Annotated in this window: 14 protein-coding genes; 4 read left to right on the top strand and 10 right to left on the bottom strand. The window is 73.4% G+C overall.

Features of this window, described 5'->3' with window-relative positions; translation table 11 throughout:
- Positions 1–39: 39 nt before the first annotated feature.
- Genes OM98_RS12250 through OM98_RS12280 form a run of 7 tightly spaced genes read right to left on the bottom strand, consistent with a single transcriptional unit; the run spans position 40 to position 6,728 of the window.
- Entirely contained in the window at positions 40–1,236 is a 1,197-nt protein-coding gene (locus tag OM98_RS12250; RefSeq protein ID WP_010534923.1) for a cysteine desulfurase family protein, read from the bottom strand.
- On the bottom strand, positions 1,230–2,144 hold the full coding sequence (locus OM98_RS12255; protein WP_010534924.1) for a hypothetical protein: 915 nt from the start codon (positions 2,142–2,144) through the stop codon (positions 1,230–1,232). The genes OM98_RS12250 and OM98_RS12255 overlap by 7 nt, the downstream gene beginning before the upstream one ends.
- On the bottom strand, positions 2,141–3,139 hold the full coding sequence (locus tag OM98_RS12260) for a vWA domain-containing protein (protein WP_175285983.1): 999 nt from the start codon (positions 3,137–3,139) through the stop codon (positions 2,141–2,143). Before OM98_RS12260 ends, OM98_RS12255 begins: the two co-directional genes overlap by 4 nt.
- Complete coding sequence (locus tag OM98_RS12265) at positions 3,136–4,158, bottom strand: vWA domain-containing protein (protein WP_010534926.1); 1,023 nt, start codon at positions 4,156–4,158, stop codon at positions 3,136–3,138. The genes OM98_RS12260 and OM98_RS12265 overlap by 4 nt, the downstream gene beginning before the upstream one ends.
- Entirely contained in the window at positions 4,149–4,640 is a 492-nt protein-coding gene (locus OM98_RS12270) for a hypothetical protein (protein WP_010534927.1), read from the bottom strand. The genes OM98_RS12265 and OM98_RS12270 overlap by 10 nt, the downstream gene beginning before the upstream one ends.
- Complete coding sequence (locus tag OM98_RS12275; protein WP_010534928.1) at positions 4,627–5,523, bottom strand: DUF58 domain-containing protein; 897 nt, start codon at positions 5,521–5,523, stop codon at positions 4,627–4,629. The genes OM98_RS12270 and OM98_RS12275 overlap by 14 nt, the downstream gene beginning before the upstream one ends.
- Positions 5,524–5,543: 20 nt before the next feature.
- Positions 5,544–6,728 carry an AAA family ATPase gene (locus tag OM98_RS12280; RefSeq protein WP_010534929.1) on the bottom strand — a complete coding sequence of 395 codons (1,185 nt, stop codon included), beginning with the start codon at positions 6,726–6,728 and terminating at the stop codon, positions 5,544–5,546.
- Positions 6,729–6,954: 226 nt separating this feature from the next.
- On the opposite strand from OM98_RS12280, the gene glgX reads away from it, so the two are divergent.
- The 3 genes from glgX to glgB all read left to right on the top strand — a co-directional run bounded on the left by glgX (position 6,955) and on the right by glgB (position 13,558).
- On the top strand, positions 6,955–9,216 hold the full coding sequence (gene glgX, locus OM98_RS12285) for a glycogen debranching protein GlgX (RefSeq protein WP_010534930.1): 2,262 nt from the start codon (positions 6,955–6,957) through the stop codon (positions 9,214–9,216).
- Positions 9,217–9,372: 156 nt separating this feature from the next.
- Positions 9,373–11,352, top strand: coding sequence for a maltotransferase domain-containing protein (locus tag OM98_RS12290; protein WP_050812682.1), 1,980 nt, complete (start codon positions 9,373–9,375; stop codon positions 11,350–11,352).
- Complete coding sequence (gene glgB / locus OM98_RS12295; protein WP_010534932.1) at positions 11,345–13,558, top strand: 1,4-alpha-glucan branching protein GlgB; 2,214 nt, start codon at positions 11,345–11,347, stop codon at positions 13,556–13,558. The genes OM98_RS12290 and glgB overlap by 8 nt, the downstream gene beginning before the upstream one ends.
- A gap of 73 nt (positions 13,559–13,631) precedes the next feature.
- On the opposite strand, the gene OM98_RS12300 is transcribed toward glgB, so the two are convergent.
- From OM98_RS12300 to OM98_RS16390, 3 genes are all read right to left on the bottom strand, one after another.
- Positions 13,632–14,534, bottom strand: a complete 903-nt coding sequence (locus OM98_RS12300) for a tetratricopeptide repeat protein (RefSeq protein WP_010534933.1) — start codon at positions 14,532–14,534, stop codon at positions 13,632–13,634.
- A 104-nt stretch (positions 14,535–14,638) separates the two neighbouring features.
- Complete coding sequence (locus OM98_RS12305) at positions 14,639–15,736, bottom strand: hypothetical protein (RefSeq protein WP_010534934.1); 1,098 nt, start codon at positions 15,734–15,736, stop codon at positions 14,639–14,641.
- On the bottom strand, positions 15,733–16,827 hold the full coding sequence (locus OM98_RS16390; RefSeq protein ID WP_139017709.1) for a hypothetical protein: 1,095 nt from the start codon (positions 16,825–16,827) through the stop codon (positions 15,733–15,735). The genes OM98_RS12305 and OM98_RS16390 overlap by 4 nt, the downstream gene beginning before the upstream one ends.
- 125 nt (positions 16,828–16,952) lie before the next feature.
- Here OM98_RS16390 and nucS point away from each other — a divergent pair, with 125 nt between their 5' ends.
- Positions 16,953–17,663, top strand: coding sequence for an endonuclease NucS (gene nucS, locus OM98_RS12315; protein WP_010534936.1), 711 nt, complete (start codon positions 16,953–16,955; stop codon positions 17,661–17,663).
- Positions 17,664–17,716: the final 53 nt, after the last annotated feature.

A 17,716-nucleotide genomic window follows, 5' to 3' on the forward strand; every position in this document is an offset into this window, starting at 1 on the left:
TCGCCCCGGCCGAACCCGGTCCGGCGGCGAGGGGCGGGCTCAGGCCTTGAAGGCCGCGACCGCGCGGGAGCGGCGCAGGGCCTCCGGCAGAGCGGACAGCAGCTGCTCGACCTCCGCGGCGGTGCTCGACCAGCCGAGCGAGAGCCGCAGGGCGCCGCGGGCCTCTGCCTCGGGCACCTCCATCGCCTCCAGCACGGGGCTGATGCGCGTGACCCCGGCGGAGCAGGCGGAGCCGGCGGAGGCGTCCACCCCGCGCTCGTCCAGCAGGAACAGCAGCGATTCGGCGTCGGCGCCGGGGAACAGCAGGTGCACGATGTGCCCGGAGCGGGTGGTCGGATCCGGCAGGGTGAGGCGGGCGCTCGGGTCGATGTCCCGCACCCCCGCCAGCAGGCGCTCGGTGAGCGCGTCGACGTGGGCACGGTGCGCCTCCGGGCCGTCCAGCGCCGCCTGCAGGGCGGCGGCGAAGGCCGCGGCGGAGGCGGCGTCCAGGGTGCCGGAGCGGACCCCGCGCTGCTGGCCGCCGCCGGTGCTGAGCGGCGCGAAGGGCACCTCCGGCCGGGCGATCAGGGCGCCGACGCCGACGGGTGCGCCGATCTTGTGGCCGGACAGGGACATCAGATCCACCGTGCCCGGGGCGGGCAGGTCGACGTGGCCGACGGCCTGCACGGCGTCGCTGTGCAGGAGGGTGCCGTGCTCCCGCGCCAGCGCCGAGAGGGCGGCGAGGTCCTGCACCGCGCCGGTCTCGTTGTTCACCAGCGCCGCCGAGAGCACCCCGACGCGGCCGTCCGCGAGGGCTTCCTGGGCGGCGTCCCCCCGCACCCGGCCGGCGGCGTCCACGGGCAGCTCCCGCACCGCGATGCCTCCCTCACCGCTCCCCAGGGAGCGGGCGGTGGCGAGCACGGCGGGATGGTCGGTGGCGGCCACGGCGACGGCGTCGCGGGCGGGGTCCGCGGCGTGCAGGCCCAGCGGCACGGCGCGCAGCGCCAGGTGGTCGGCCTCGGTGCCGCCGGAGGTGAGGATCAGCCAGGACACGGGCACGCCCAGCAGGTCCGCGATCTGCTCCAGCGCCCGGTCCAGCACGGCCCGGGCGCGGCGACCGGCGGTGTGCATCGAGGAGGGGTTCCCGGCCACCTGGGACGCCTCGAGGTAGGCCTCCCGCGCCTCCGGCCGCAGGATCGTGGTGGCGGCGTGGTCGAGGTAGGCCCGCTGATCCGCGGGCGCGGAGGGGCTCACCACGGCTGCGCCGGGTCCTCCTCGGACCCGCCCTGCTCGTCCTCGCCCTCACCCTGCGCGTCCTCGTTGCGCTGCTCGAGCTCGTCGTCCTTGGCTTCGTCCTCGCTGGGGCCCTGCGTGGTGGCCTCCTCGGTGGGGCCGTCGCCCTCGGGGTCCTCCTGGCGGGGGTCGCCCGGGTCCATCGGGTCGCCGTCGCCCTCGTCCTCGCCCTCCTCGCCGCGGGCGTCGGGGTCCTGCCCGGCCTCCTCGTCGGCCTCGCGGCGCTCCTGCTCGATGCGCTCGCCGTTCTCCTCGGTGGTCTCGGAGTCCTCGTTGCCGGAGCCCTCGCCGCCTCCGCCGCCGCCCCCGCCGGCGCAGACGGCCATCAGCTCCTCGGCCTCGTAGAGCCGGTCGGCGCGCTCGGCCGGGTCCTCGATCTCGGCGGCCTGGCGCTCGATGGCGATCGCGAGGTTGTTGATGATCTTGCACTGGGCGTGCAGGGGCTGGTTCAGGTCGCTGCCGTTCTGCCAGGCCTCCAGGGCCACGCGCAGCTCGGCCTCGGCGGCGGCGTTGTCCCCCAGCTGCAGCAGGTCGGTGCCCTCGGACAGGTGCGGCAGGTAGGGCTCGAACCAGTTGGCGGTCTGCACCGGGGCGAGGCGCTCGATGGCTGCCGGGTAGTCACCCTCGGCGTAGGCGCCCTGGTGCCAGGCTTGCGTGAGCGGCATCGAGACGAACTTCAGCGCCAGCAGGGCCAGCGCCAGGATCGGTAGGGCGAGGATCGCGAAGACGATGCGGCGGGTGCGGCGCAGCCGTCGCACGTCCAGGCCGAAGTCGCCGGGCCGGCCGGAGGTGTCCTGCCGCAGGCTCTCCGGCCTGTCCTGATCCTGCGGCAGCTCCTGCTGCTGCCCGGCGGGGGCGGTGGGTGCGCTCATCGCTGCGCTCCTCGGATGTCGTGGCGGTCCAGCCGCCGGGGCAGGCGGAAGGTGGTCGCGCCCAGCTCCCAGATCATCAGGCCCGCCAGGGGGATCGCGGCGATCCAGTACCAGTCGCGGAAGCTGTCGACCTCGCGGGCGCTCTCGATCGGCACCGGGGACAGGGTGATGCCCTCCATCGTGCCCTCGATCGGTTCCTCCGGGTCTGTGCGGTGCAGGTAGGGCAGCCCGAGCTGCTCGGCGATGGTCTCGAGCTGGGCCTGGTCGATGGTGGAGATGCCCTGGGAGCCGTCGGCGTCGGTGATGTACTCGCCGTCGTCCTCACCGCCCTGCACCTGCATGGGGCCGCCCTCGGCGGTGCCGTAGCCGAGCACCGCGCCGCCGTCGATCTGGGAGGCCAGCGGGGCGAAGGACCGGGACTCCTCCCCGTCGGTGTTCTCGCCGTCGGAGAGCACGTACACCAGGATCGACGAGTCGGGGTCCTCCTCGCGGGTCTCGGTGATCTCGGTGCCCAGCGTCTCGAGGGGACGGTCGACGTTGGAGCCCTTCGAGTAGGCGGTGGGCTCGGTCTCCAGGGTGTCGATCCAGGCCTCGGCGGCCCCGGCGTCGGTGGTCAGCGGCAGCTGCTGGGTGGCGGTGGAGTCGAAGGAGAGGATCGCGTAGCGGGAGCCCTCGGTCATCCCCATGATCCGGCGCATGTCGGCCTTCACGCCCTCCAGGCGCGGCTGGGAGCCGGCGTAGTCCTCGGCGTTCATGGAGCCGGTGCGGTCCACGACGAAGAAGACGTTGGCGTTCATCCGCTCGGTCGGCTCGTCGTCCAGCGGGGTGACCGGGCGCAGGGCCACCGCCAGCAGCAGCAGGACCATCAACCCGCGGCGCAGCCAGGCGGTGCGCTGCCGGGGGCGCCGCACCAGCAGCACCACGGCGAGCGCCAGCATCCCGGTGAACAGCGGGATCAGGGCCCACAGCGGCAGCAGCGGCTCGAGGCGGATCATCGCGACCTCCATCCGACCACCAGGATCGCGACCAGGCTGACCAGGGTCAGCACGAAGAACGCCCCGGGCAGGTCGGTGCGGACCACCGTGGGGGTGGCGCCCATCTCCTCGGCCTGGGTGCGCTGGATCTGGTCGAGGATCGTCGGGATCGCGTCCGGGTCGGAGCTCTCGAAGACGGTGCCGCCGTGCTCCTCGGTGGCGCTGCGCAGCTCCTCCAGGCAGCTCGAGGAGCACTCGTAGGAGCCGGGGTAGAAGGTGTACAGCGAGATGTCGCGGGCGGCGACGCCCTCGGCGGCCTCGTCGAGGGTGAAGATCGGCTCGCCGTTCACCTCGTTGTCGGTGGCCAGGATGATCGAGCGGGAGCGGTCCTCCTCGGCCTGGTCGAAGAGCTGGCCGCAGGAGGCCAGGCCGTCGGGCACGATCGAGGCCTCGTCGTCGATGCCGCGGGTGCCGGCCACGAAGTCGTAGTAGGCAGCCCGCTTCTCATCGGAGTAGGACTGGGTGCCGGCGTAGGCCCCGGCCTCGTCGAAGTCGATGGCCTCGGAGGCCTCGCGCAGCTCGCGCTCGATGAGGTCGTAGTCGTTGGTCAGCGGGAACACGGTACGGCTGGTGGAGTTGAAGATCGACAGCGCCACCCGTTCGCCGTCGAAGTCCTGCACCATGTCGGCCATCGTGGTGAGGATCTCGGTGTCGTACTGGTACATGGAGCCCGAGACGTCCAGGCACAGCACGATGTCGCGGGAGTCGAAGGAGGGCGTCTCGATGCGCTCGTCGGCCACCCGTCCGGCGAGCATCGAGGCGGCGAGCACGCCGATCACGGCGAGCCCCACCTGTGCCACCCGCAGCACCCGCGCCCAGCGCTGGGCGCGCTGGAAGCTGGGGATGCGCTCGAGGAAGCGGGAGTTGGCGACCAGCACGGGCGCTGTCCGCATCGCGCGGCGGTTCCAGAAGGTGATCGCCCAGACGGCGAGCCCGGCGAGCAGCAGCAGGGCGGTCACCCACCACAGGATCATGACCATGCGCGGATCACCTCCCGGGCGCGGCGCACCGAGTCGTCCAGCTCGGCCTCGGGGTCCTGGGCGAAGTCGGGTTCGTAGAGGTCCCCGATCAGTTCGCCGACGGCGCGGGTGCGCGGGTCGGCGCGCAGGGTGGGCACGTCCTGGCTGGTGACGTCGTGCCCGGTGGTGCGGCGCACGAAGCGGCGCATCACCCCGGTCAGCTCGTGGTGGCCGGCGCGGGCGTCGACCTCGCCGGCCCCGTGGCGGGCGGCGACGTCGTTGACGGCGCGCAGGAACTCGGCCTTCAGGCCCTCCACCTCGGTGGGCCGGCGGCGGTAGGCGGCGCGCTTCTCGATCGAACGGGTGATGCGCAGGGTCCCCACGATCAGCGCGACGATCACCAGCACGCACAGGGCGGCCAGGATCAGCCACGCCACCGAGTACTGGGGCGGGTCGATGATCTCGGCCTCCGGGGCGGCCAGCAGCAGCTCAGGCGCGCGCATGGCGGTACTCCCTCGCCCTCAGCATCGCGATCATGTCCTCGACGACGGTGGTCTCCCCCTGGGTGAGCACGTGGCTGACGTGCAGCCGGTCCAGCATCTCGGTGATCCCTTCGCGGCGGGCCCGCCGGTAGGCCTCGACGTCCCGGGCGACCTTCGCGGAGCCGCGGGCCAGGGCCGTCACCTCGCGGGGCTGCTCGACGTCGACGACCTCGTGGTCGAGGTCCTCGCCCAGCAGCGGGTCGGCGTCGGCGATGCGCACCACCATCACGTCGTGGCGGGTGGTCAGGCGGCGCAGCGCGGCGAAGTCCTCGACGGCGGGGTGGGCCTCGTCGGTGATGATCGTCATCAGGGTGGAGCGGGAGGTGACCCGGAAGGCGCGCTCGAGCAGCCAGGCGCTGTCGGGGCCGGGGGCGCCCGCGGTGGTGCCCTGCTGGATGGTGCGCAGCAGCAGCTCCAGGTGGCCGTCGCTGGAGCGGGCCGGGAGCTGCAGGGGCCGCCCCTCGCTGCCGCCCACCAGGCCGATCAGGTCGCCGTTCTGCTGGGCCAGGAAGCAGATCAGCCCGGCGGCCATCACGGCGGCGTCGCGCTTGGAGGTGCCGTCGGCCGCGGTCGCGGCCATGCCCGCGGAGGTGTCGGCGACGATCGAGAGGTGCCGCACCCGCTCCTCGTTGAACTGCCGGATCAGCGGCTCCCCGGAGCGGGCGGTGGCCTTCCAGTCGATGTCGGAGATCTTGTCCCCGGGCTGGTAGTACTTCAGGTCGTCGAAGTCCTCGCCGCTGCCCTTGAACATGGAGCGGCCGCGGCCCTGGATCAGGCCGCGCGCCCGGTTCGAGGTGTGCAGGTCCACCCGGGCCTTGACCCGGGTGATCAGCGAGGTGGCCATCGGCGCCGTCCCGTCCGCGCTCAGGGCATCGGCACGGCGTGGAACACCGCGTCGATGATCTGCTCGGAGGTGATGCCGCTGGCCTGCGCGTCGAAGGTGAGCACCAGGCGGTGCCGCAGCACGGCGTAGCGCATGGCCCGCACGTCGTCGGGGGTGACGTAGTCGCGGCCCTGCAGCAGCGCATTGGCCTGGCCCACCCGCATCAGGGCGAGGGAACCGCGGGGGCTGGCACCCACCCGCACCGACTGGGTGAGGTTGGGGACCGGCCGGGGGCCGGAGCCGCGGGTGGTGAAGACCAGGTCGATGATGTAGCGCTTCACGGCGGGGTCGACGTAGACCTCGTCGACCTTCTCCTGCAGGAAGCGGATGTCGTCGAGGGAGACGGTGCGCGGGGCCACCCGGGGCCCGGTGAGGCTGCCCGCGGTGGAGCGGTCCAGGATCTCGTGCTCCTCGCCGGGGCGCGGGTAGGTGAGCACCTCCTTCATCAGGAAGCGGTCCATCTGCGCCTCGGGGAGGACGTAGGTGCCCTCCTCCTCGATGGGGTTCTGGGTGGCCAGCACCATGAAGGGCTCGGGCAGCCTGTGCACCTCGCCGCCGATGGAGGTCTGGCGCTCCTGCATCGCCTCGAGCATCGCCGACTGGGTCTTGGCGCTGGAGCGGTTGATCTCGTCCAGCAGCACCACGTTGGCGTGCACGGGGCCGAGCTGGGTGGTGAAGGTGCCCGAGCCGTAGTTGAAGATCTGGGTGCCGATGATGTCGTTGGGCATCAGGTCCGGCGTGCACTGGATGCGGGCGAAGGAGCCGGTGATCGCGGAGGCCAGCGCCGAGGCGGCGGTGGTCTTGGCCAGGCCCGGCACGGACTCCAGCAGCACGTGGCCGCCCGCGGCGAGCGCCGCGAGCAGGGTCTGGCGCAGGTTCTCCTGGCCGACCACGCGGGACTGGAACACCCCGGTGATGGCGCCGACGAGGTCGGTGGCCCGCTCCATGTCCGCCGGGGAGATGGCCCGGCTGGAGGGCGTGAAGGTGGCCCGCCCGGCCTGGCCGGCCTGGCCGGAGGGCGCGCGCTGCCCCGCGGGACCGCCCTGCGGAGCGGGGGCGGGCGAGGGCGCGGGACCCGAGGGCTGTCCCTGCGGAGGGAATCCCTGCTGCGGGCCGGCACCGTCCTGCGGCGGGGCGCCGTACTGCGGGCTGGAAGGCTGGGTCATCGGTGGCTGCTCCCCCGTGTCGCGGACTGATCCCGTGTGGCGGTCGACGGCGGCGCCCCGGTGCCGGTGGTGACCGGTGCGAGGGCCCGGGGGCCTCGCGGTCACCATGGTGCCGCCTGCGGTCCCGGTCCGTCCCCCCGGCACGGTGCGCGGGCCGCCACGGCGATCCTAACCGCTGTCGCGGTCCGGCGGTCGGAGCCTCCGCCGCAGGTGGGAGAATGCCCGGATGCAGGTCGATCCCTTCCTCCGCGCCACGCCCCCGGTGGCCCCCACCTCCCCCGGCCTCCAGGTCGACGCCCGCGGCGACGGCACCTTCGCGGTGGCTGCGCCCCGCGCCGAGGCGATCGACCTCTGCGTGCGGGAGGGCCGCACCGAGCGGCGCCAGCGGCTGCGGCACGTCGACGGCGGGCTGCACTGGGACCATGTGCGCGGGATGGTCCCCGGCACCCGCTACGGGATCCGCGCCCACGGCCCCTGGAACCCGGCCGAGGGACTGTTCTTCCACCCCGGCCAGCTGCTGGTGGACCCCTACACGCGCGGCCTCTCCCACGCCTCCCCGCTGCTGAGCTCCTTCTTCCCCTTCCCGGTGGACTCGATGCTGGACCCGCGCGACGGGCTCGGCGCGCGCCGCAGCGAGGACAACGCTGCCGACGCGATCTGGTCCGAGGTGGTCTCCGACGCCTTCGACTGGCAGGGCGACCTGCGGCCGATGACCGACTGGGACGCGACCGTGATGTACGAGCTGCACGTGAAGGGGTACACCCAGCAGAACCCCGCTGTGCCCGCCCCGCAGCGCGGCACCTACGCGGCCCTCGCCCACCCGGCCGTCACCACCGCCCTGCGGGAGCTGGGCGTGACCACCGTGGAGCTGCTGCCCGTCCAGGCCGCGATGGACGAGGCCCACCTGGCCCGCCGCGGCCTGGTCAACTACTGGGGCTACTCGACGATGGCCTACCTCGCCCCCGAGCCGTCCCTGGCCACCGCCGCCGCCCAGAAGGCCGGCGCCCAGGCGGTGCTCGACGAGGTGAAGACGATGGTGCGGGGCCTGCACGCCGCGGGCCTCGAGGTGGTGCTGGACGTGGTCTACAACCACACCGCCGAGGGCGGCGCCGAGGGCCCCTCGCTGTCGCTGCGCGGCCTCGACGGCCGCGAGTACTACTGGTACGAGCACGGCGCCTTCCAGGACGTGACCGGCACCGGCGGCACCCTGGACCCGCGCAGCCCCCACGTGCTGGACCTGGTGCTGGCCTCCCTGCGCTACTGGGTGCAGGAGGTCCACGTCGACGGCTTCCGCTTCGACCTGGCCGCCACCCTGGGCCGGGACTCCGGCGGCTTCCGCCCCGACCACCCGCTGCTGCGGGCCATCGCCGCCGATCCGGTGCTACGCACGGTGAAGCTCATCGCCGAGCCGTGGGACGTGGGCACCGGCGGCTGGCAGACCGGCAACTTCCCCCCGCCGTGGGCCGAGTGGAACGACGCCTTCCGCGACGACGTGCGCAGCTTCTGGCTCGCCGACCGCGGCCACCGCCTGCGCAGCGGTCAGCGCGCCGGGGTGGGGGTGCGGGACCTCGCCACCCGCCTGGCCGGCTCCGCGGACATGTTCACCCGCGCCGATCCGCCGCAGCTGCCCGCGGGCCGCAGCCTGCGCGCCCCCTGGGCCTCGGTGAACTACGTGACCGCGCACGACGGCTTCACCCTCGCCGACCTCACCGCCTACGAGTCCAAGCACAATGAGGCCAACGGCGAGGACAACCGCGACGGCACCACCAACAACCGCTCCTGGAACCACGGGGTCGAGGGCGAGCCCGCCGGCCGCGCCGGCAGCGCGGCCCGGCGCCGCGCCGAGGAGGAGACGGAGGCCCTGCACGAGGCCCGCGACCGCAGCGCCCGCGCGGTGCTGGCGACCCTGCTGCTGGCCTCCGGCACCCCGCTGCTCACCGCGGGCGACGAGCTGGGCCGCAGCCAGCGCGGCAACAACAACGCCTACTGCCAGGACAACGAGATCTCCTGGGTCGACTGGGACCTCGACGCCCGCGCCCTCGCCCAGCGGGACGTGGTGCGGCGCCTGATCGCCCTGCGCGGCGAGCACGCCCAGCTGCGCTCGGCCCGCTTCCTGCGCCCGGCCGACCCGGCCGACCTCGCCCCCGACCAGGTGGCCTGGTTCGCCGCCGACGGCCGGATGCTCGACCACGGCGATTGGATGGACCCCCACCGCCACCTGCTGGCGATGCTGCGCCCGGGCGTGCCCGGCGAGGGCCCGGACGGCGGCACCGCCCACCTGCTGGTGATCCTCTCCGCCGAGACGGAGGACGTGCAGGTCACGCCGCCCTCCGCGCCGTGGCCGGAGGGCACCGCCCGGGTGCTGCTGGACACCGCGCTCGCGAACCAGGAGGAGCTTCCCATTTCGCCGCTGGGACCGGAGGGGGTGCGGGTCCGGCCCGGCTCCGTGGTCGTCCTGCAGATCACCGTCCCGGACCCGCTATCGTGATCACCGTCACCGTGCCCGATATCGGGCATCGACCCCGACCCAGGAGAGGCCGTGCCGACCCCAGCTGAGCCCACCCCCACAGACGTCGACACCACGCGCCCCGGCCGGAGGCCCACCCCCCGTGGCCTCGAGGCCGGCCTCGGCCGGATCCCGATCATGCAGGTCAGCCCCGTCGTCGACGGCGGCCGCTTCCCCGCCTCCTGCGCCGAGGGCGAGACCGTGCCCGTGGTGGTCAACGCCTTCCGCGAGGGCCACGACGAGATGGGCGTGCAGGTGGTGCTCCTCGACCCCGACGGAGGCGAGAGCATCCACCGCGCCCGCTCCACCAACCCCGGGCTCGACCTCTGGCAGGCCGAGGTGCGCCCCACCTCGCCGGGCCACTGGTCCTTCCGGGTGGAGGCCTTCTCCGCGCCCTACGACACCTGGGCCCACGTCGCCGAGGTGAAGCTCGCCGCCGGCATCGACGAGGAGCTGGTCTGCGCGGAGGGCGCCCAGGTGCTCGGCCGCGCCCTGGCCGAGATCGAGGAGGGCACCCGCCCCGCTGCCGAGGCCTCCCTGCTGCGCGCCGCCATCGAGTCCCTCGGCCAGACCGGTCTCTCCCCCGCCGCCCGGGTCGCCCCGGCGCTCGCCGCCGACCTGCGCGGGGTGATGGCCGAGCGGCCCCTGCGCGAGGGCGTCACCGTCTCCGGGCCGCACCCGCTGATCGTGCACCGGAAGCGCGCCCTGTACGGCTCCTGGTACGAGATCTTCCCCCGCTCCGAGGGTGCGCGTTTCGACCCCGAGCGGGGCTGGGTGCCCGGCACCCTGCGCACCGCCGCGGACTCCCTGGACCGCATCGCCGACATGGGCTTCGACGTCGCCTACCTGACGCCGATCCACCCCATCGGCACCACTTTCCGCAAGGGCCGCAACAACACCCTGGACCCGCGGCCCGGCGACCCCGGCTCGCCCTACGCGATCGGCTCCCCCGACGGCGGGCACGACGCGATCCACCCCGAGCTGGGCACCATGGAGGACTTCGACGCCTTCGTGGCCCGCGCGAAGGAGCTGGACCTCGAGGTCGCGATGGACATCGCGCTGCAGTGCTCCCCGGACCACCCCTGGGTCACCGAGCACCCCGAGTGGTTCCAGGTGCGGCCCGACGGCACCATCGCCTACGCCGAGAACCCGCCCAAGAAGTACCAGGACATCTACCCGCTGAGCTTCGACACCGACTACGAGGGGCTCTACGCGGCGATCCGCGACATGCTGGAGCTGTGGGTCGAGCACGGGGTGACCCTGTTCCGGGTCGACAACCCCCACACCAAGCCGGTGCGCTTCTGGGAGGAGCTGCTGGCCGAGTTCGACGAGAAGCACCCCGAGGTGATCTTCCTGGCGGAGGCGTTCACCCGGCCCACCATGATGCACACCCTCGGCAAGGCCGGCTTCCACCAGAGCTACACCTACTACACCTGGCGCCACGGCGCCGAGGAGCTGCAGGAGTACCTGGAGGAGCTGGTCGAGGCCGCCCCCTACATGCGGCCCAGCTTCTGGCCCACCACGCACGACATCCTCACCCCCTTCATGAGCTCCGGGGGGCGCCGCGCCTTCGCGCTGCGGGCGATCCTCGCCGCCACCCTGGTGCCCACCTGGGGCATCTACGCCGGCTACGAGCTGGTGGAGGACGTGCCCCGGCCGGGTGCGCAGGAGCAGATCGACAACGAGAAGTACGAGTACAAGGCCCGTGACTTCGCGGCCGCCGAGGCGGAGGGCCGCAGCCTGGCCCCGCTGCTGCGCAGCCTGAACCGGGCCCGCGCCGAGCACCCGGCCCTGCAGTCGCTGCGGGCGATCCGCTTCCACACCGCCGACGACCCGCAGGTGCTGGTGTTCTCCAAGCACCTGGAGGCCCACGAGACCGGCACCGGCACCCCGGACACCGTGATCGTGGCCTCGCTGACCGAGCACGACCGCGGCGCCTGGACCACCCTGCACATCGACCTGGAGGCGCTCGGTCTCCCCCCGGTGGTCGAGGTCGAGGACCTCCTCACCGGCGAACGCTTCACCTGGGGCAGCGACCCCTTCGTGATCCTCGACCCCGAGGCTCGCCCCGCGCACGTGCTGCGCATCATCCACCCCGAGGAGGACCATCATGGCTGAGACGCCCGAGACCACCCCCGCGGCGGGCCCCGCCGTGCTGCCCCTGGGCGAGCACGAACTGGGCGCCACCGCGACCGGCAGCTACCACGACCCGCACTCGGTGCTGGGCGCCCAGGAGTACGAGGGCGCCACCACCGTGCGCACCCTCAAGCCCTTCGCCGAGGCCGTCGAGGTGCTGCTCGAGGACGGCACCGCGGTGCCCATGACCCACGAGTACGACGGCATCTGGGTGGCGGCGCTCGAGGGCGCCGTGCCCGCGCGCTACACGCTGCGGGTCACCTGGAGCGGCGGCGGCGAGCCGGTCGAGGTGGAGGAGCCCTACCGCTTCCTGCCCACCGTCGGCGAGCTGGACCTGCACCTGGTCCGCGAGGGCCGCCACGAGGAGCTGTGGAAGACCCTCGGCGCCCACCCCACCACCGTCGACGGCGTGGAAGGCACCTCCTTCACCGTGTGGGCCCCCAACGCCCGCGCCGTCCAGGTGATCGGTGACTTCAACGGCTGGGACGGCCGCTCCAGCGCCCTCCGCTCCCTGGGCTCCTCCGGCGTCTGGGAGATCTTCGAGCCGGGCGTCGGCGTCGGCTCCACCTACAAGTTCCGCATCCTGGGGGCCGACGGCACCTGGCGGGACAAGGCCGACCCGATGGCCCGCGCCGCCGAGGTGCCGCCCGCGACCGGCTCCATCGTCACCGCCTCGGACTACGAGTGGGGCGACGACGCCTGGCTGGCCGAGCGCGCCCAGGCCGACGCCCTGGCCTCCCGGATGTCGATCTACGAGGTGCACCTGCCCTCCTGGCGCCAGGGCCTGGGCTACCGGGAGCTCGCGGACGAGCTGGTCGAGTACGTCACCGAGATGGGCTTCACCCACGTGGAGTTCATGCCGCTCGCGGAGCACCCTTTCGGCGGCTCCTGGGGCTACCAGGTGACCGGCTACTACGCCCCCACCTCGCGTCTGGGCAGCCCCGACGAACTGCGCCACCTCATCGACACCCTCCACCAGGCCGGCATCGGCGTGATCATGGACTGGGTGCCCGCCCACTTCCCCAAGGACGAGTTCGCCCTCGCCCGCTTCGACGGCACCCCGCTGTACGAGCACGCGGACCCGCGCCGCGGCGAGCACCCCGACTGGGGCACCTACGTCTTCGACGTCGGCCGCAACGAGGTGCGCAACTTCCTGGTCGCCAACGCCTGCTACTGGCTGGAGGAGTTCCACGTCGACGGCCTGCGCGTGGACGCGGTCGCCTCGATGCTCTACCTGGATTACTCCCGCGAGGACGGCCAGTGGGTGCCCAACCAGTACGGCGGCCGCGAGGACCTGGACACCATCGCCTTCCTGCAGGAGGCCAACGCCACCGCCTACAAGCGCGCCCCGGGCATCGTGATGATCGCGGAGGAGTCCACCTCCTTCCCCGGCGTCACCCGTCCCACCGACGCCGGCGGCCTGGGCTTCGGCTTCAAGTGGAACATGGGCTGGATGCACGACTCGCTGGTCTACCTGGGCGAGGACCCCATCCATCGCCAGTACCACCACGGGGAGCTGACCTTCTCGATGGTGTACCAGTACTCGGAGAACTTCGTGCTGCCGATCAGCCACGACGAGGTCGTGCACGGCAAGGGCTCGCTGCTGCGCAAGGCTCCCGGGGACGACTGGCAGCAGGCCGCCTCGGTGCGCGCCTACCTGGCCTTCCAGTGGACCCACCCGGGCAAGCAGCTGCTGTTCATGGGCTCCGAGTTCGCCCAGGGCACTGAGTGGTCCGAGCAGTCCGGCCTGCCGTGGTGGCTGCTGGAGTACCCCCTGCACCGCGGCGTCCAGCAGTTCGTGAAGGACCTCAACGCCCTGCAGCGGGACTTCCCGGCCCTGCACGAGCGGGACCAGGACCCGGGCGGCTTCGAGTGGCTGATCGGCGACGACGCCGGCCACAACGTGATCGCCTTCGTGCGGCGCGACCAGGCCGGGGACCCGGTCGTGGTGGTGCTGAACTTCTCGCCGGAGCCGTGGGTGGACTACCGGGTGCCGCTGCCCGAGGGCGGCACCTGGATCGAGAGCCTGAACTCCGACGCCACCGTCTACGGCGGCAGCGGGGTCGGCAACCTGGGCAAGGTCGATGCGGAGTCGCTGCCGCAGCACGGGCGGGACCACTCGGTGCGCCTGGCGGTGCCGCCGCTGGGCGCCGTGGTGCTCACCCCGGAGCGCCTGCAGCAGGGCTGAGCCCCCTCCTCACGTCGACGGCCCGGTCGCGCCCCTCTCGGGGTGACCGGGCCGTCGTCCTGCGCGCGCAGGCTCAGTACAGCAGGTTCGCCAGGCGCTTGCGGGCGGCGGCCACCCGCGGGTCGCCGGGGCCGGCCACCTCGAACAGCTCCAGCAGGCGGGCGCGCACGCGGTCCTTGGTCTCCTGGTCGGCGCCGCGGAGCTGGGTGAGCAGGCGATCGAAGGCGTCCTCGACGTGTCCGCCGAGCATGTCGATGTCGGCCACCAGCAGCTGGGCGTCGAGGTCCTCGGGACGCTCGGCGGCGGCGGTGCGGGCGGCCTCCAGCTGGGCGTCCTGGGTGCGGCGCATGAGCTGCACGGTGGCCAGTCCCGCCGTGGCCTCGGCATCGGCGGGGGCCTCGCGCAGCTGCGCCTCGTAGGCGGCGACGGCGGCGTCCAGGTCGCCGTTCTCGATCGCGGCGTAGGCCTCGGCGATGTGCGGGGGCAGGGGTTCGTCAGCGGGCTCTTCGGCCTGGTTCGCCTGGTCGCCCTCGACCGGGGCGACCTCCATGCCCTGCTGCTGGGCGAGCTGCAGCACCTGGGAGACCAGGTTGTCGATCTCGGCACGCGGCAGCACGGACTCCACGATCGGCTGCACCTGGCCCATGATCAGCAGCAGCAGGGTGGGCAGCTGCTGCACGCGCAGCGCCTGGGCGACCCGGGTCTGGGTGTCGGCGTCGACGGTGGCCAGGCGCAGGGCGCCGTGCTGGGCGTCGACGGCGTCGCGCAGGTCCTGCAGGAAGGCGGGGCCGTCGGGGACCCGGGCGCTGGAGACCACCAGCAGGGTCGGCACGGTCTGCGAGTCGGCCACGATCTGCTCGAGGCCCTGCTCGGTGACGGCCACCTCGTGGGTTCCGGCGGTGCCGGAGGCACCGGGGGCGCCCGGGGCGGGCTGCTTGAGCGAGGCGAGGTCGATGATGCCGTACGGGTCGGTCACGGGGGTGCTCCTTCGACGAGGTCGTATCGGGACCAGTCTAGGGACCGCCGCGTCCGCGGCGCCGCGTGGGGGCGCCCCGTCCGCTCTGGGCGATCAGGCCCGGCTCAGGAGCCCTCGACGCCGGTGATGATGCGCGTGGCGGCGATGGGCTGGATCTGGGCGTCGGAGCCCTCCGCCGGGATGTACAGCGCGACGGTGGTGCCGTAGGTGCGCACCAGCTCGTCGGTCAGCTCCCGGGTGCCGAGCACGTCGGTGATGGGGTTCTCCTCGTCGTAGCTCAGGGTGGCGTCGGCGCGGATGGTGAGGGTGCGGGTGGAGGTGAAGGTGCTCATCACGATGGCGCCGCCGTCCTCGAGCCGCAGGCCCAGCAGATCGTCCTCGACGACCTCGTAGACCTCCTTGACGGTGGGGGCCTCGTCCTCCTCCACGTCCTCGTTCAGGCTGGCGCGCTCGGCCTGGATCTGATCGTGGACGGTGTCCTGGTAGGGGTTCGGGGCGAGCTGGTCCTCGCTGTCGGGGCCGTTGCCGTCGGAGAGCACTTTCGCGTACAGCGCCAGGGCGTCCTTCGGGGTCATCAGCAGGCCCTCGGCCTCCAGCCCGACGGGCTCGGAGCCGGTCAGCGCGTTGGGCAGCTTCTCGGGGATCTCCACCCCGTCCATCTGCTGCGCCCAGCCCCAGGTGGTGTACGGGGAGCGGGCGTCCTCCTGGCGCAGGGCCAGGAAGGAGAACACGGTGCTGTCCTCGCCCTCGGCCACCTCGGGGGTGGACAGGGCGATCGCGACGCGCGGGAACTCGGCACTGGTGGAGGTCAGCGCCGTGTACAGGGTGGGGCCGGGACGGCTGAACTCCTGGTTCCAGTTGTCCTCGAAGTCCTCCTCGTTCTCGGCGCGGCCGATGAGCTCGTAGAGGTCCTCGCGGAAGGTCGCGGCGGAGCCGACCACGCGGGGAGCCAGCAGCTCGGCGTCGCGCTCCTCGTCGGCCTCGGTCAGCTGGTCGTTGACCGCGGTCACGAAGGCGGTCAGCTGCTCCTCGGTGGTGTTCGGGGTGGGGGTCGCGCTTTCGGTGCCGGTCGACGGCGCCGGCGGGGTCCCGGGCTCCTCGGCGCAGGCGGCCAGCAGCCCGCCGGCGAGCAGGGCGCCGGCGCCGCCCACCAGGCGGCGGCGGCTCAGGGCCGGGAGGGCTCGGGGGGTGGGGCGGGTCATCGCTGCTCCTCGGGGTCCTGCGCGGTCGGCTCCTCGTCCTGCACGGACGGGAGCACGTCGGTCTGGTCCTGCCCGTCCGCGACCGTCGGGGGCAGCACGTCGGTGGTCTCCCCGGCAGTGGGCGCGGACGGGGCGGGGTCCTCGTCGGTCACGGGCGCGAGCACGTCGGTGTCGTCCTCGTCGCGGGGGGCGCCCAGGGCGTCCTCCTCGGCCCCGGCCGGCTCCCGGTCGTCGACGAGGCCCTGCTCGTCCGCGCGGGCGGCCAGGTCGGGCTCGACGGGGGCGAGCACCACGGTGTCCGGGGTGTCGTCCTCCCCGGCGGCGTCGGCGGCGGCCGCGTCGTCGAGGTCGACGGGGGCGGTGCCCTCCTCGCCCCGGGCGCCGTCCTCGACGGCCTCCGGGCTCCCGTCCTCGGCGAGCTCCTCCTCGTCCTCGATCTCCTCGGCGTCGTCCTCGCGGCCGCGGCGGCCGACGCCGGTGAGGGACACCAGGCCCAGCAGCAGGCCGATGATCGCCAGGGCGGCGCCGCCGGCATAGGCGAAGGGCACCCATTCGTTCTCGTCGTCCACCGGCCAGGTGATGCTCACGGACTGGGCGCCGGCCTCGGTGCCGTCGGTGACCAGCAGGATCGCGCGCGCCGGCTGGGCGTTGTCGCCCTGCTCGGCGGCGGCGAAGTCGGCCACGTCGATGGTGACCGGGGACGGGGAGGTCTCCACGGTGCGCCAGAGGTCGGAGTCGGTCGGGTTCGAGAGCTCGTCCTCGCCCTCGGGCTCGACCTCCTCGGTGCTCAGCGTGGTCCAGTCGCTGGCCCCGGTGATGCGGGTGTAGTGGGTGCCCTCGAGGTAGTCGTCGATGTCGCCGTTGGGGGCGGTGATCACGGAGACGTCGGAGGCGCCGGTGATCTCGACCTCGCCCTCGGTGCCGCCGATGTAGAGCACGCCCGGGTCGATGACCACGGCGGGGCCCGGGTCGGACAGCTGGACGGTGGCGGTGGTCTCGGTGGCGGGCGCCCAGACGGTGTCGCCGAGTCGGCCCAGGACCAGGCCGATCAGGCCGAGCAGGACCAGCAGCAGGGCAAGCAGACGTTGCACGTTCGAGGGCTCCTTCATCGTCGCCGGGCACCGCCCGGACAGGGGACCCGACCACCCTACGGAACCGGCGGGCACGGGTCAGGTCATCGTGAGGACTTCCACCCGTGATCGGCTACCCTTGCCGGGTGCGTCTCGTGGTTGCCCGCTGCTCCGTCGACTACACCGGTCGGCTCACCGCCCATCTCCCGCTCGCCCCGCGCCTGCTGATCGTCAAGGCCGACGGCAGCGTGCTGGTGCACTCCGACGGCGGCAGCTACAAGCCGCTGAACTGGATGAGCCCGCCCTGCACGCTGCGCACCACGCGCCGCGGGGACGAGGAGGCCGCCGCCGACGAGGTGGAGGGCCCCTGGATCGAGCAGTGGGACGTCACCCACGACAAGTCCGGCGACCGCCTGCGGGTGCGGCTGCACGAGGTGCTCGAGGACTCCTCCCACGACCTGGGCACCGACCCGGGCCTGCAGAAGGACGGCGTCGAGGCGCACCTGCAGGCGCTGCTGGCCGAGCACATCGAGACCCTCGGCGAGGGCTGGTCCCTGGTGCGCCGCGAGTACGGCACCGCGATCGGCCCGGTCGACATCCTGGCCCGCGACGCCGACGGCGCCCACGTGGCCGTGGAGATCAAGCGGCGCGGCGAGATCGACGGCGTCGAGCAGCTCACCCGGTACCTGGAGCTGCTGAACCGCGACCCGCTGCTGGCGCCCGTGCGCGGGATCTTCGCCGCCCAGGCCATCAAGCCGCAGGCGAAGGTCCTGGCCGGGGACCGCGGCATCGACTGCGTGACCCTGGACTACGACGCCCTGCGCGGCATCGACGACGTGGACTCCCGCCTGTTCTGAGCCCGCACCTGCTGAGCCCCGTCCCCCACCGCATCCGCACCGAGCCCGGGGAG

The sequence above is a fragment of the Brachybacterium squillarum M-6-3 genome (assembly GCF_000225825.1).
Classification (GTDB): domain Bacteria; phylum Actinomycetota; class Actinomycetes; order Actinomycetales; family Dermabacteraceae; genus Brachybacterium; species Brachybacterium squillarum.